Origin of the sequence: Aestuariivivens insulae (genome assembly GCF_022662195.1) — a bacterium.
Taxonomy (GTDB): Bacteria; Bacteroidota; Bacteroidia; order Flavobacteriales; family Flavobacteriaceae; genus Aestuariivivens; species Aestuariivivens insulae.
In genome coordinates this window covers 585,835-601,423 of sequence record NZ_JAKMCS010000001.1, presented here as the reverse complement: position 1 = coordinate 601,423, position 15,589 = coordinate 585,835, and the positions used below count along the sequence as shown (strand labels likewise).

10 protein-coding genes and 1 pseudogene are annotated in these 15,589 nt (G+C 38.6%); 7 read left to right on the top strand and 4 right to left on the bottom strand.

Annotation, left to right across the window (positions count from 1 at the left end):
* Window positions 1-50: 50 nt before the first annotated feature.
* From MR062_RS02495 to MR062_RS02485, 3 genes are all read right to left on the bottom strand, one after another.
* The gene (locus MR062_RS02495) at window positions 51-2,531 is read right to left on the bottom strand and encodes a GumC family protein (protein ID WP_242202489.1); all 2,481 of its coding nucleotides are present in this window, start codon (window positions 2,529-2,531) and stop codon (window positions 51-53) included.
* Between the two features lie 4 nt (window positions 2,532-2,535).
* Window positions 2,536-3,330 carry a polysaccharide biosynthesis/export family protein gene (locus MR062_RS02490; protein WP_242202488.1) on the bottom strand — a complete coding sequence of 265 codons (795 nt, stop codon included), beginning with the start codon at window positions 3,328-3,330 and terminating at the stop codon, window positions 2,536-2,538.
* 533 nt (window positions 3,331-3,863) lie between these two features.
* Entirely contained in the window at window positions 3,864-4,226 is a 363-nt protein-coding gene (locus tag MR062_RS02485; RefSeq protein ID WP_242202487.1) for an endonuclease domain-containing protein, read from the bottom strand.
* 200 nt (window positions 4,227-4,426) lie between these two features.
* Here MR062_RS02485 and MR062_RS02480 point away from each other — a divergent pair, with 200 nt between their 5' ends.
* The 7 genes and pseudogenes from MR062_RS02480 to secA all read left to right on the top strand — a co-directional run bounded on the left by MR062_RS02480 (window position 4,427) and on the right by secA (window position 13,337).
* Window positions 4,427-6,292, top strand: coding sequence for an ABC-F family ATP-binding cassette domain-containing protein (locus tag MR062_RS02480; RefSeq protein WP_242202486.1), 1,866 nt, complete (start codon window positions 4,427-4,429; stop codon window positions 6,290-6,292).
* A gap of 463 nt (window positions 6,293-6,755) precedes the next feature.
* Window positions 6,756-6,836 (top strand): annotated as a pseudogene (locus MR062_RS02475) (GIY-YIG nuclease family protein); the annotation flags it as partial.
* Window positions 6,837-7,001: 165 nt separating this feature from the next.
* On the top strand, window positions 7,002-7,775 hold the full coding sequence (locus MR062_RS02470; RefSeq protein WP_242202485.1) for an O-methyltransferase: 774 nt from the start codon (window positions 7,002-7,004) through the stop codon (window positions 7,773-7,775).
* A 475-nt stretch (window positions 7,776-8,250) separates the two neighbouring features.
* The gene (locus MR062_RS02465) at window positions 8,251-8,562 is read left to right on the top strand and encodes a GIY-YIG nuclease family protein (protein ID WP_242202484.1); all 312 of its coding nucleotides are present in this window, start codon (window positions 8,251-8,253) and stop codon (window positions 8,560-8,562) included.
* Between the two features lie 251 nt (window positions 8,563-8,813).
* The gene (locus MR062_RS02460) at window positions 8,814-9,386 is read left to right on the top strand and encodes a cob(I)yrinic acid a,c-diamide adenosyltransferase (RefSeq protein WP_242202483.1); all 573 of its coding nucleotides are present in this window, start codon (window positions 8,814-8,816) and stop codon (window positions 9,384-9,386) included.
* A 201-nt stretch (window positions 9,387-9,587) separates the two neighbouring features.
* Window positions 9,588-9,809 carry a DUF2795 domain-containing protein gene (locus MR062_RS02455; protein ID WP_019387375.1) on the top strand — a complete coding sequence of 74 codons (222 nt, stop codon included), beginning with the start codon at window positions 9,588-9,590 and terminating at the stop codon, window positions 9,807-9,809.
* Between the two features lie 171 nt (window positions 9,810-9,980).
* Window positions 9,981-13,337, top strand: a complete 3,357-nt coding sequence (gene secA, locus MR062_RS02450; RefSeq protein WP_242202482.1) for a preprotein translocase subunit SecA — start codon at window positions 9,981-9,983, stop codon at window positions 13,335-13,337.
* Between the two features lie 444 nt (window positions 13,338-13,781).
* On the opposite strand, the gene argS is transcribed toward secA, so the two are convergent.
* Window positions 13,782-15,566, bottom strand: a complete 1,785-nt coding sequence (gene argS, locus MR062_RS02445; protein WP_242202481.1) for an arginine--tRNA ligase — start codon at window positions 15,564-15,566, stop codon at window positions 13,782-13,784.
* Between the last annotated feature and the right edge of the window lie 23 nt (window positions 15,567-15,589).

Sequence of the window (15,589 nt, the reverse complement as noted above, 5' to 3'; positions counted from 1 at the left end):
TATGGGGTATCGTACATTGCTCTCTAATCTGTTATTCTAATTAATATTTACTACACACGTTTAAATCGCCGTCTTATTCGTTTTATAAAATTATCCTTTCCATTATCATGGTAAGCCTCACCATACACTCCATACCCATAACCATAACCATACCCATAACCGTAGCCATAGTTTTGGTTGGTTTTATGTTTATAGAAGTTGAGTATAAAACTAATGTTTTTAAGTTCCCCACTACGGTACTTGGCATTCACCAACTGAAGCATCCCCTTTTTGGTATAATCCAAACGAATAATAAATAGCGTTGCATCGGCATAATTCGATAATTCCAAAGCATCGGTTACCAGGCCTAAAGGTGGTGTATCTAAAACGATCATATCGTAAGACGCCCTTAATCTATCTATTAAATCCGGAAGGTCACTGCCCATGATCAATTCAGAAGGATTGGGAGGTATGGGGCCTGAGGTAATCACATCCAGATTTTCCACATGCGTCCTATTTAAGATCTCTTCAAACGATTTTTCGCCCATAAAATAATTCACGATACCATGATCATTATCAAGATTAAAATCATTAAATATCTTTGGCTTACGCAAATCCATCCCCAACAAAAGGGTCTTCTTACCAGACAAAGCATAAGCTGTGGCAATATTAATAGAACAAAAGGTCTTTCCCTCGCCACTTACCGAAGATGTGATTAAAAGGGTCTTCCCTAACCCTTTATCTTCCCTTTGTTGATTCTTGTAAAAAAATTGCAAACTCGACCGAATGGCCCTAAAAGATTCAGCAACGGCCGATTTAGGCTTCTCTAAAACCACCAAATTATTTTTATAACGGTATTTGCCTATCAATCCAATAATTGGAATACTCGATAAGCGTTCTACCTCATCCGACCCATGGATGGTCGTATCCAACAAAAACACCACAAAAATTAATGCTAGGGGCACAAAAAAGCCCATCATAAGCGCTATCATATAATTCAAGCTCTTATTGGGACCAATAGGGGCATTCCCTATATCCTTAGCTTCGTCGATCATAGAGATATCCGACACATTAGCCGCCTTTACTATAGCCGCTTCGCTACGTTTGGCCAAATAAATATTGTAGGCTTCCTGACTCAAATCAAGTTTACGCTGGATTTTTAAAAACCGCTGCTGATCTTCTGGCAGTTCACCTAATTTAGATTCCAATCTGGATATTTGATCATTAATGGTATTTAATTGAATGGTGATATTCTTTTTAGTACTCGAAATAATTTCAAACAGCACGTTCTTTTCGGCATCAATACGACTGTCCAATTCCTTAAACAAGCTGGACCCCTCTTTGGTTGTGGCCTCCAAGTTTTGTCGTTCTATAGCTAAATTAGTAAGCTTACCCACACTAGTTAAAATATTAGTCTCATCAATCCCAACAGAAGAAGGTGCAGCAATTTCCGTATAATCTGTTTTGGTATGGAGATAGTTTTCCAGCAGTTCTAAATAGCGAAACTTATCATTAATCAGATTTTTTTCTTGGTCAAAGGCTTTAAGCTTTCTGGACACCTCCTGCATTTCTTCATCTATATTAAAGACCTTATTTTGCCTTCTAAAGGCATTCATTTCTTCGTTTACCGCTTTCAAATCTACATTAACGGTAGCCAAGGTGCTATCTATAAATTTAATGGTGTTCGTTGCATACTGGTTTTTACGTTCCAATTCCGTCCTACTCAAAATAGCTATTGTAGTATTTAAATAATCCACTATTTTCGCCTTATTAGTTCCAGACATAGCTAAATTTAAAACTGCAGAAGATTGTTTAGCAGTGGATACACTTACCGCTCTGGAATATCTATGCACCACAGCATCATAATTGGCAAATCGGATATAATACTCAGCTTGAGGTTTTATTGTTGCTTGAGGGCGTACATGCAAGGTGACATTTAAAAAAGGAAGCACGATACGCTCCCCTACGTTATATTGACGGCTAAAATCCCCCAAAGGCACCGTAACTTTTTGTATAGTTTTATCAGCATACCGCTGTACGTTAACACGTTCTTTTTCAAAAGTGGTAAAGACTTCAAAAACACTATCATTTAAAAAACGAATCCCTATAGGCGCACCAAGCACTTGACCTCTAGACTTATCTACATCAACATAAAATGGCGCCCGTTTATAAATATCCTCCTTCCTGTATTTACCCTCCACCAAGTAACTTAAATAAAACTGCAACGAATCTACCACAAGCTCATTATGTGCCCTGGTATTAACGGCCGTTATTATTTTGCCTACCTTTCCGGAAACACCTCCCCAGTTAAAGGAAATACTGGTATTGGCCGTAAAAAAAGGGTTTTGGTCATTTTCTATAGATACCAAGGCCCCTAACCGATACACATTTTGCTTTCTTAAATTAATGGAATAAGCAATAATCAAAGCAATACCTATACTCAATAAAATAAGCTTCCATAGATGTAGCACCTTAAATAAAAAGCCTTTAAAATCGAAGGTCATCCCTTTCGATTCTATATGGTCTAAATCGTCAAATTCGTTATAGGACATGGGCTTAGATACGTTGGAATAATAAAATGGACGTCGTAATTAAAGACAGAACCGTTGCAATAGCACCTAGGTTCTGTAAAGCGGTTGTTCCCGTACCCCACGATTTTTGCTTTAAGGGCTTTACATAAATCATATCGTTAGGCTGGATATAATAATAGGGCGATTGCATCACCCGCCTATCGGTTAAATCGATATGGTGGATCTTTTGGCCATCTGGATATTGCCGTATAATCAATACATCCTTTTTATCACCTGTATCGGGGATATCACCAGAATTGGCTATGGCCTCAAAAATATTGGCGCGCTCTTGATACAGGATTTTAGAACCCTTTGAACCAATTTCGCCATAAGTAACATACTTTAACCCCGTGAGCTTTACGGTTACAAAAATATTGGCGGTTTCCTTAAACTGCTCCTCAAGTAGCTTTTGGGTGATTAAAAGCTCTACCTCCTTAGTGGTATACCCCAAAACCGACAGCTCGCCTAACTCAGGCACCCGTATTTTACCATGTAAATCTACTGTAAAGCCATCAAAATAGGCACGCTCACCGGCAGTAGCATTCAAATTGCCTTCCCCAATAGGATTGAATATCTCGGCATTTTCTTGATCAGTAACCTTGATACGGATATTCAAAATATCATTAATTTGAATGCGATACGGTTTTTGCTGCTCAACGATAGCAGGAATGGAATCGGTCGCCTGGGCTTTATTCTGTAAATAAAGGGTGTCTTTATAGGGAATACAGGAAACAAAAAAGACCTGTACCATAAGAATCGTAATAAAAAAGGCGTTCTTCATATAGAGGCGTATAGCTTAATCACAAAGCTACATATTTTTTTATATTAAATCGAACTCCCCTTACTTTACTTGGTAATTCCCCAACTCCTCCCTTACCAACAACGTGAACTATAAAACCCAAACCAAACCCAGCTCCTCCCTTACCAACAGCGTGAACTAAAAAAAACCAGCCTAACCCCAACTCCTCCCTTACCAACAACGTGAACTAAAAAACCAGCCTAAACCCAACTCCTCCCTTACCAACAACACGAACTAAAAAACCTAGCCTAAACCCAACTCCTCCCTTACCAACAACGCGAACTAAAAAAACCAGCCTAACCCCAACTCCTCCCTTACCAACAACGTGAACTAAAAAACCAGCCTAAACCCAACTCCTCCCTTACCAACAACACGAACTAAAAAACCTAGCCTAAACCCAACTCCTCCCTTACCAATAAGGGAGGTGGATAAATGCGCGAGCATTTAGACGGAGGGTTCAATATAAACCCGGAGGGTTCAGGAAACCCCAAAGGGTTCAGCAAAACCCCAGAGAATCAAGATTTAAAACAAAAAGCAATCCCTTGCAAAACAGAAGCTAAATTTTCAAACACCATCTTATTCTCAAACCGAATGACCTTATACCCTAAACCTTCTAAATACAGGGTCCTAGCAGCATCATACGCTTTCGCTTTCGGATTATTATGAACTTCACCATCCAACTCAATAATTAGCTTTTCCGAAGCACAATAAAAATCTACTATAAAATAATTGATACTATGTTGCCGCGTAAACCTCCTGCCTTTAAACCTTCTTGCTTTTAATTGTTTCCACAGAAAGGCCTCAGCTGGCGTCATATTTTCACGTAACTCCTTCCGAAAAGCCTTTAACTCTAGCTTAGTATGAATCCTTTTAGACATGTATTAAAAATAATAATTTTAATCAAACACTCCACCTCCCTTTTCCAAAGGGAGGTGGATAAATGCGCAAGCATTTAAACGGAGGGTTCAGTAAAAACCAAAGGGTTCAGTAAAAACCGTAGGGTTCAGTAAAACCCAGAGGGTTCATAAAAATATCTAGAACTTCCTATATTTTTCCGTTCTTTGCAAAAAAAGAGGCATTGAACTATCTAACAGTTGAAAACATATCGAAATCGTACGGCGAACTAACGCTTTTTGAAAACATTTCCTTTAGCGTCCATAAAGATCAAAAAATTGCTTTTGTTGCTAAAAATGGCACGGGAAAAACGTCTATTTTGAATATCCTATCGGGAGAAGACCAAGCCGATTCAGGAAATGTAATCTACAGAAAAGATATTGTGGTATCTTTTTTATCGCAAGACCCAAAGTTCGACCCTGTACTCACTATTGAAGACACCATTTTTGCCAGTGACAATCCCATTCTAAGCATTATAGCCCATTACGAACAGGCACTTTTAAATCCAGAGGACACCGAAACCTACCAAAAAGCCTTTGAGGCCATGGAGCAACATCAGGCTTGGGATTTTGAAACCCAATACAAGCAAATTTTATCCAAACTAAAACTGGACGACCTTAGCCAAAAGGTGGCTACACTTTCTGGCGGACAAAAAAAACGCTTGGCTTTGGCCAATGCCTTGATCAACAAACCCGATTTGCTCATTCTAGACGAACCTACCAACCACTTAGACCTAGAAATGATAGAGTGGCTGGAAGCCTTTTTTGCCAAAGAACAGATTACCCTTTTTATGGTAACCCACGACCGTTATTTCCTGGAACGGGTCTGTAATGAAATCATCGAATTGGACGAAGGCCAACTGTACAATTATAAAGGCAACTACTCTTATTACTTAGAAAAACGCGATGCCCGTATAGAGCGGGAAGCTGTAGAAACAGGCAAAGCCAAACAACTCTTTAAAAAGGAATTGGATTGGATGCGCAGACAACCCAAAGCCAGGACAACAAAATCCAAATCGCGTATAGACGATTTTAATGACATCAAGCACCGCGCCCACCAACGTCGTAAAGACCATCAGGTACAACTGGAGTTGAACATGGAACGCTTGGGCAGCAAAATCCTTGAACTCCATAACGTATCCAAAGCGTTTAAGGACAAAACCATTCTTGATAAATTCGATTACACCTTTAAAAAAGGAGAACGTATTGGCATTATTGGCAAAAACGGTACGGGTAAATCTACCTTTTTAAATATCTTAACCCAAACCACCAAACCCGATGCCGGTAAAGTGGTTAAGGGCGATACGGTCAAGTTCGGGTATTATACACAAAGTGGCATTGCCATTAAACCGGAGCAAAAGGTTATTGATGTTATTCGAGAGTATGGCGATTACATCCCTCTAAAAAAAGGCCGTCAAATTAGCGCACAACAGTTATTGGAACGCTTTCTGTTCAGCAGAAAAAAACAATACGATTTTGTCGAAAAACTAAGTGGTGGGGAACGCAAACGGTTGTACCTGTGTACCGTTTTAATACAAAACCCCAATTTTTTAATTCTGGATGAACCTACCAACGATCTGGATATTGTAACGCTAAATGTACTGGAGGAATTCTTATTGGATTTTCCAGGCTGTATTATTGTAGTATCACACGACCGCTACTTTATGGATAAATTGGTAGACCATTTATTCGTGTTTAAAGGTGACGGCGAGATTGACGATTTCCCCGGCAACTATACCGATTATCGGGTTTATGAAGACAGTCAGTCCGTTGTGTCCATTAGTCCTTCTGAAAGCAAAAAAGATAAAACCGCTTGGAAGCAAAACGAAGCATCAAAATTATCCTATAACGAAGAAAAAGAGTTAAAGAATATTGAAAGCAAACTCAATGCCCTGGCCTATGACAAAAAGGAATTGGAAAGCAAATTCAACAATCCCAATTTAACCCAAGACGAAATCAATGAATTGTCTGAAGCTTTACAACACATTATAGATACCATAGACGCAAAAGAAGCCCGTTGGTTTGAATTGTCGGCGAAGTTGGAGGGGTAACCAAATCTTACAAAATATGACTTCAAGTATCAAGAAGTTTAAAATAATAAAAAAGGTCTAGAGTGAAAAAACAAGCTCTAATTAATGGCGATTTTGAAAAGATACCTAACTTGGCTAAAAAGAAGTTTGAAAAAGAATAAGTTCTCGATACAATGCTCCTACGTCGCATCACTCGAACTGACAGTCAGCTATAAGCGTCACTTCTTCGAGTGTCCCGACGTTTACCGTCGGGATGTACCGAGAAGTTTTAAATAATGAAAATGGTCTAGAGCGAAAAAACAAGTTCTAATTAATGGCGATTTTGAAAAGACACCTAACTTGGTTAAAAAGAAGTTTGAAAAAGAATAAGTTCTCGATAAAATGCTCCTACGTCGCATCACTCGAACTGACAGTCAGCTATAAGCGTCACTTCGAGTGTCCCGACGTTTACCGTCGGGATGTACCGAGAAGTTTTAAATAATGAAAATGGTCTAGAGCGAAAAAACAAGCTCTAATTAATAGCAATTTTGAAAAGTTACCTAACTTGGCTAAAAAGAAGTTTGAAAAGAATAAGTTCTCGATACAATACTCCTACGTCGCATCACTCGAACTGACAGTTAGCTATAAGCGTCACTTCGAGTGTCCCGACGTTTACCGTCGGGATGTATCGAGAAGTATTAAATATAAATACCTAACCCACTCTTGACAATATTAATATCTTAAACCCTAAATGTTTTACCAAACCCAACAATACATCAAGTTCTTGTTAAAAAGCACCAACCAACACGGAGTGCACTCCCCTTTTGTCTTCAATCTGGTTACCAAATGCTTTTACAACAAATCCCACTACCCCGAATACCAAACCATTACAAACTATAGAAAAGCACTTTTAAAAAATAAGACCAAAATAAGGATAACCGATTTGGGTGCAGGCTCACAAGTCATGAAACACCAAGAACGCTCTATTTCACAAATCGCCAAGCACGCCGGCACCAGTGCCAAAAGAGCTAAACTATTATATAGGTTGGCCTCCTATTTTAAATTTAAAAACATACTGGAATTAGGCACCTCGTTGGGTATCGCCACACAGGCTTTACATTTAGGAAATCCCAACGGCAACATAACCACTATTGAAGGCTGTCCCAACATGTCTGAATTCACAAAGCACTATTTTAAAACACAACAATTAAAGCACATCAATAGCATTACGGGTAATTTTAATGACGAAATAACAAAGCTTACCACAAGCACTTATGACCTTATCTTTTTTGATGGCAACCATCAAAAAGAAGCAACATTACTGTATTTTGAATCGCTTCTAAAAACGGCACACAACGATTCGGTATTTATTTTCGATGACATTTATTGGTCCAAGGGCATGACCGAAGCCTGGGAGACCATAAAACAACACCCTAAAGTTACGGTTACCGTTGATACTTTTTCCTGGGGGCTCGTCTTTTTTAGAAAAGAACAAGCTAAAGAGCATTTTATAATTAGAGTTTAAAAGGTAATTTGCAGAAATCATTCAACTTCTAAATCATGCTTTGGATTCTAATAATAGGCTTTGTAATTATAACCTACTTTGTAGGTGATCCTAGAGTAAAAAAAAGGAACTTCAAAAAGAATTACGAGCAAAAGAAAGAACGCAACAGACTTAAAAAGAGATAATTGCTTTTTGTATTTTAGATAATTCCCCTTGCTCTTACTATCATTCCTGCGTGTCACGCTGAGCTTGTCGAAGCGCAGGCAGGAATCCACAACCCTACAACACTGTTTAATTAGCTGTCATTCCTGCATGTCACACTGAGCTTGTCGAAGCGAAGGCAGGAATCCATAACTCCATACTCATTAAAAAACAATAGTCTCGCTAATCTTTATTTGTATTATTTTTCTTAATTTTAATGCTGCTTGTCATTCCTGCGTGTTACGCTGAGCCTGTCGAAGCGGAGGCAGGAATCCACTTGTTAGCTATAATATTTATGTATAAAACCATACACCAATACTACCTATACATTTTAACCAATAAAAGAAATGGCACATTATACATAGGTGTTACAAACAATTTGGAACGTAGAATGTTTGAACACAAAAACAAACTCATTGAAGGCTTTACCAAAAAATATGGTTTAAACCGATTAGTCTATTTTGAAACCTACCAATATGTAAATGATGCCATTATAAGAGAAAAGAACATGAAGAAATGGAAACGGAAGTGGAAAATTAAACTGATTGAAAAGGATAACCTAAATTGGCACGACCTTTCTAGAGATTGGACTTACCTTATCGAATAATGGATTCCTGCCTACGCAGGAATGACATTCAGTATCGAAGTTAAGAAAATTACTTGGTCAGGAGATTTTGGGTGGCAATTTTAATTATTTTGTACGATTATGGATTCCTGCCTCCGCAGGAATGACAAACTAACAACTTCCCATAACAACCCCATATTTTATATTGAGGAATACATAATTCTAAAATAGCCCATACTAAATTCATTACAAAAACCTTTAACTTTCAACTTTTAACTTTTAACTTCGTAGGTATGAAGATTTACACCAAAACAGGCGACAAAGGTACTACAGCATTATTTGGCGGTACCCGAGTACCTAAACACCATATTCGCATTGAAAGCTATGGCACCATCGATGAGTTAAACTCCCACTTAGGTTTAATTCGCGATCAAGATATCCATCAAGATTATAAAAACATCATTATTAATATTCAACACAATCTGTTTACCATTGGAGCCATTTTAGCCACCGATCCCCAAAAAGCCACATTAAAAAGCGGTAAGGAGCGGTTAAATATAGAAAGAATAGCCTCCAAAGATATTGAGGCATTAGAACAGGAAATGGATACCATGAACGAGGCACTTCCTCCAATGACGCACTTTGTGCTTCCTGGCGGCCACCAAACTGTGTCATTCTGTCATATAGCCCGCTGTGTTTGCAGACGGGCAGAGCGATTAGCATCGGCCTTAAACGACGTAGAACCCTTTGAATCCAATGCTTTAATATACCTAAACCGCCTTTCTGACTACCTTTTTGTATTGGCACGAAAGTTGACTTATGACTTACAAGCAAATGAAATTAAATGGATTCCTGAGAAGCATTAAGCAACCTATCTAAAGGTAAACAAACACCAAAAGCTTAAGAACTCAATTATTTTCCAAAAAATAGGAGCTTGTAATGATTTTAATTTCATGTGTTTAGCACACATATTAAACGCTCTTTAAGGTAATGATTAATTAATTCATTTTTTTCTTGTTTGTTTAAACTAAAAAATTATTTTTGCAAGAAATTAAACGCATAAAGAAATGTATTGGACTTTAGAACTTGCATCCTACTTAAGTGATGCGCCCTGGCCAGCAACAAAGGACGAATTAATAGACTACGCTATTAGAACCGGTGCCCCTTTAGAAGTTGTTGAAAATTTACAGTCAATTGAAGATGAAGGAGACTCTTATGATTCAATTGAAGAGATTTGGTCTGATTATCCAACAGATGAAGATTATCTGTGGAACGAAGATGAATATTAAGAAAAAGCATAAAGAATAGTTAAAAAGTCTCGATTTGAGACTTTTTTTTATTCAAATAATTAAACATAATGTATCTTTGAATGCCCTTTTAGGCACAAGAATACTACTAAACAACAATGAACTAAGCACACTATATTGCTTCAGTTTCATATAATAAAAACATATATACCCATGAGTTTTTTAAATTCTGTACTGAAGGTTTTTGTTGGAGACAAATCCAAACAGGACGTTAAGGCTATCATGCCTATTGTAGAACAAATAAAAACCTTCGAATCGGCTCTTGAAGGTCTGTCGCATGACGAGTTAAGAGGAAAAACAGCCGAGTTTAAAGCCAAAATAACCGAAGCTAACAAAGCCATAGACGAACAAATTGCCAACCTCTTGGAAGAGGTCGAAAACACCGAAGACATAGACAGACGCGAAGATATTTATCAAGACATTGATAAACTTAAAGATGAAGCCTATAACATTACCGAAGATGTTTTAAACGACATCCTTCCCGAAGCCTTTGCCGTTGTTAAGGAAACTGCCAAACGTTTTGTAAACAATACAAGCATTACTGTTACGGCCAATGAATTTGACCGTAGCCTTTCTGGTGAAAAAGACTACATTACCCTAGATGGCGATCAAGCATCTTGGTCCAATTCGTGGGATGCTGCCGGTAAACCCATAACATGGGATATGGTACATTACGACGTACAGCTTATTGGTGGTATTGCAATGCACCAGGGCAAAATTGCCGAAATGCAAACAGGTGAAGGTAAAACCTTAGTTGCAACACTTCCTGTTTACCTTAACGCCTTAGCTGGCAAAGGGGTACACCTAGTTACAGTTAACGATTACCTTGCCAAACGTGATAGCGCTTGGATGGCTCCTATTTTTGAGTTCCACGGCTTGAGTGTAGATTGTATAGATTACCACCAGCCCAATTCGGCGGCACGTAAAAAAGCATATAATGCCGATATCACTTATGGTACCAACAACGAGTTTGGTTTCGATTACCTACGTGATAATATGGCGCATGTCCCAGACGATTTAGTACAGCGTCCCCACAACTACGCTATTGTAGATGAGGTCGACTCTGTATTGGTAGACGATGCCCGTACGCCTTTAATCATTTCTGGTCCTATCCCTAAAGGAGACCACCACGAATTTAATGAGTTAAAACCTAAAGTAGATGATATTGTTAGTGTACAACGCAAATATTTAACTGGGGTTTTAGCCGAAGCCAAAAAGTTAATTAAAGAAGGGGACACTAAAGAAGGAGGGTTTCAATTGCTACGTGTTTTCCGTGGTATACCTAAAAACAAAGCACTTATTAAATTCTTATCTGAAGAAGGCGTTAAGCAGCTGCTCCAAAAAACCGAAAACTTTTACATGCAGGACAACAACCGCGAAATGCCTAAGGTTGATGCCGAACTGTATTATGTTATAGATGAAAAAAACAATCAAATAGAGCTTACCGATAAAGGGGTAGATTACCTTTCTGGAAATGACGATCCCAACTTTTTCGTTATGCCCGAAATTGGTTTAGAGATTGCCAAGATTGAAAACCAAGGCTTGGCCCCAGAAGAAGAGGCCAAACTTAAGGAAGAGCTGTTTAAAGAGTTTAGTGTAAAATCGGAACGTATCCACACGCTTAACCAACTTTTAAAAGCCTACGCCCTATTTGAAAAAGATACGCAGTATGTGGTTATTGACAATAAGGTTATGATTGTTGATGAACAAACCGGGCGTATTATGGACGGCCGCCGTTATAGCGATGGTCTGCACCAAGCGATAGAAGCTAAAGAAAACGTAAAAATTGAAGATGCTACCCAAACCTTTGCTACAGTAACCCTACAGAATTACTTTAGAATGTACCGCAAGCTTTCAGGTATGACCGGTACTGCGGTGACCGAAGCTGGAGAGCTTTGGGAAATCTACAAATTGGATGTGGTTGAAATCCCTACCAATAGACCTATTGCCAGAGACGATAAGGACGATTTAGTATATAAGACCAAGCGAGAAAAATACAATGCCGTTATTGATGAAGTGACCCAACTATCGCAAGCAGGTCGACCTGTATTGATTGGTACCACTTCTGTAGAAATTTCGGAATTGCTAGGGAAAATGTTGACCATTCGTAAAATACCACATAACGTATTGAATGCGAAACTCCATAAAAAAGAAGCCGATATTGTTGCCGAAGCGGGAAGGCCAGGACAAGTAACCATTGCGACGAACATGGCCGGTCGTGGTACCGATATTAAATTAACCGAAGAAGTTAAAAAAGCTGGCGGATTGGCTATTGTAGGTACAGAACGTCACGATTCACGCCGTGTAGACCGTCAGTTAAGAGGTCGTTCTGGTCGTCAAGGAGACCCCGGTAGTTCACAATTCTATGTGTCGTTGGAAGATAATTTAATGCGCTTGTTTGGTAGCGAACGTATTGCAAAAATGATGGACCGTATGGGATTGAAGGAAGGTGAGGTAATCCAACATTCCATGATATCAAAATCTATTGAACGTGCCCAGAAAAAGGTTGAAGAGAACAACTTTGGGGTTCGTAAACGTTTGTTGGAGTACGACGATGTTATGAACGCCCAACGTGAAGTGGTTTATAAACGCCGTCGTCATGCATTGCATGGAGAACGTTTGCGAGTAGATTTAGCCAATATGATCTTTGATACTTCTGAAGGCATTTCCGAAACCAATAAAGGCGCTAACGATTACAAAAACTTTGAGTTTGAATTGATTCGTTATTTCTCTATGGCCTCACCTATTTCTGAAGATGAATTTACTAAGCTTACTGCCCAGGAAATCACTTCAAAAATATATAAGGCTGCCTTTGAGCATTACCGTGAAAAAATGGAACGCAATGCCGATATTGCTTTCCCAGTGATTAAAAATGTGTATGAAACGCAAAGTGATAAATTTAAACGTATTGTAGTACCTTTCACCGATGGTGTAAAAACCTTGAATGTGGTTACCGACCTTGAGAAGGCTTATCAAACTAATGGTAAACAATTAATTACCGATTTTGAAAAGAACATTACTTTAGCCATTATTGACGATGCCTGGAAAACCCACCTTCGTAAAATGGATGAATTAAAGCAATCGGTACAATTGGCTGTTCATGAGCAAAAAGATCCATTATTGATCTATAAATTCGAAGCTTTCGAGCTATTTAAGGCGATGATTGACCAGGTTAATAAAGATGTGATTTCATTCTTGTTTAAAGGCGAACTGCCTCAAGAGACCCAAGATACGATTCAAGAAGCCCGTCAAACACGCAAAAAGGAAAACTTAAAAACGCAAAAAGACGAGATTCCTAATTTAGATGAGCGCTCTGCCCAAGCGAGAGCTGCAGGAAATACCCAGCGCAGTCAGGAAGTGGTTGAAACCATTGTACGTGATCGACCAAAGATTGGGCGTAACGACCGGGTAACCATTAAACATGTTATTAGCGGTGAAAACAAGACTTTAAAGTACAAACAAGCCGAACCTTTAATTACGAAAGGCGATTGGGTACTGGTTGAAGATTAAACAATATCCTGCATGCTGCCCTAAGCTTGTCGAAGGGAAAACAGGAATCAAATAATAAAAAATCCCGATAGGTGTTCACTATCGGGATTTTTTATTTTGTCATTCAAAAGGAGGGAGAATACGACCTACTGAAGAATCTATTTTTTTAGAGTATATTTCTGTCTGTGACGAGACGTTTAAACTTATCGGTTTCGGTCTAAAAGAGATGCTTCGCTTTAAAACAAGTATCATCCTGAATAAAACACCTGTCTGCCAAATTTTTTTGTAATGGTGGTTCTTCAATGCTTAACTGTCTCTGTACACCTAGGGAAATACATCACTACGAGAAAACACCATTGCATTATGTTTTCTCGCAGTCTCTTGAAAACAACGATGAGATTGCCATAAAATTGATTACCATCAATTTTTCGCAACGACCATGATTCAACACTTTAATAGTAAGTCCTACATCCGCTCCGGTACCTGAATCCCAAGTACACTAAATGCATTCTTTATGGTCGATGCTACTTTTTGGGATAGTTGCACCCTAAATATTTTATCGGTTTGGTTGTCTGCTCCCAAAATGGAAACATTTTGATAGAACGAGTTAAACTCCTTAACCAAATTATAAGTATAATTTGCTATTAATGCCGGACTGTGTTGCTCTGCTGCATTTTGTATAACTTCAGGGAATAATTGTAGCTGTTTAATAAGCTCTCGTTCTTTATCATGAAGAGACCTTTCGATGGAGCTCAAAGTGACATCGAAATCAAAATTAGCTTTTCTTATAATGGATTGAATCCTTGCGTAAGTATATTGAATAAATGGCCCTGTATTACCTTGGAAATCGATAGATTCCTTAGGATCGAACAAAATACGTTTTTTAGGATCTACTTTAAGGATAAAATATTTTAAGGCACCCAACCCTATAACCTTATAAAGCTCTTGCTTTTCGGCTTCGGTATATCCATCCAGTTTTCCTAATTCTTCAGAAATCTCTCCGGCGGTTTGTGCCATTTCATCAATTAAATCGTCGGCATCTACCACGGTACCTTCCCTACTTTTCATTTTTCCACTAGGTAAATCTACCATACCATAACTTAAGTGGTATAAGTTCTTGGCCCAGTCGAATCCTAATTTCTTCAGAATTAAAAATAAGACTTTAAAATGGTAGTCCTGCTCATTACCAACGGTGTAAACCATACCGCCTACATCTGGAAAATCCTTGATACGCTGTATGGCCGTTCCAATATCCTGGGTCATGTATACAGCAGTCCCATCGGCTCGTTGTACAATTTTTTTATCCAAACCTTCATGGGTTAAATCACACCACACCGAACCATCTTCTTCTTTTTCAAAAACACCTGTTTTTAACCCTTCAGCAACAAACTCCTTACCCAATAAATAGGTATTGCTTTCGTAATACAAGGTATCGAAATCTACTCCTAGGTTGTTATAGGTTTCATTAAATCCGTCGTACACCCAGCCATTCATGGCTTTCCAAAGGTTTACAACTTCTTCATCGCCTGCTTCCCATTTACGAAGCATGTCTTGGGCTTCAATAAGTATTGGAGCTTGTTTTTTGGCTTCCTCTTCTGGCATCCCGTTTTCTACCAAACTTTTAATCTCGGTTTTATATTCTTGGTCGAATTTCACATAGTAATTTCCAACCAATTTATCACCCTTAAGCCCTGTACTTTCAGGAGTTTCACCATTGCCATACCGCTTCCAAGCCAACATGCTTTTACAAATATGGATACCTCTATCGTTAATAATCTGGGTTTTATAGACCTTTTTCCCTGAAGCCTTCAATATCTCGGCAACGCTATAGCCCAATAAATTATTCCTAATATGCCCTAAATGCAATGGTTTATTGGTATTAGGCGAGGAATACTCAACCATAATAGCCTTCGCTTCTGGATTTGCTTGTTCAAAACCAAAATGGTCTTGGGTACGGATATCATTAAAAAAGTTAAGGTAATAGGAATCGCTTATCTCCAAGTTTAAAAAGCCTTTTACAACGTTAAAAGCCTTAACATCTGTGGCGTGTTCTACCAAATAATCCCCAATGGTTTCGCCTATTTGCACAGGATTGCCTTTAACGTAGCGCAACATGGGAAAAATAACCACTGTTATATCACCAGCAAATTCCTTTCTGGTGGCTTGAAATTCTACTGCATCGATATCGACTTGAAATGCAGCTTTTACCGCTTGTTGTACCTGAACTGTTAAAGTCTCTTGAAGATTCATGCTACCTTGATTAATTAAGTGTG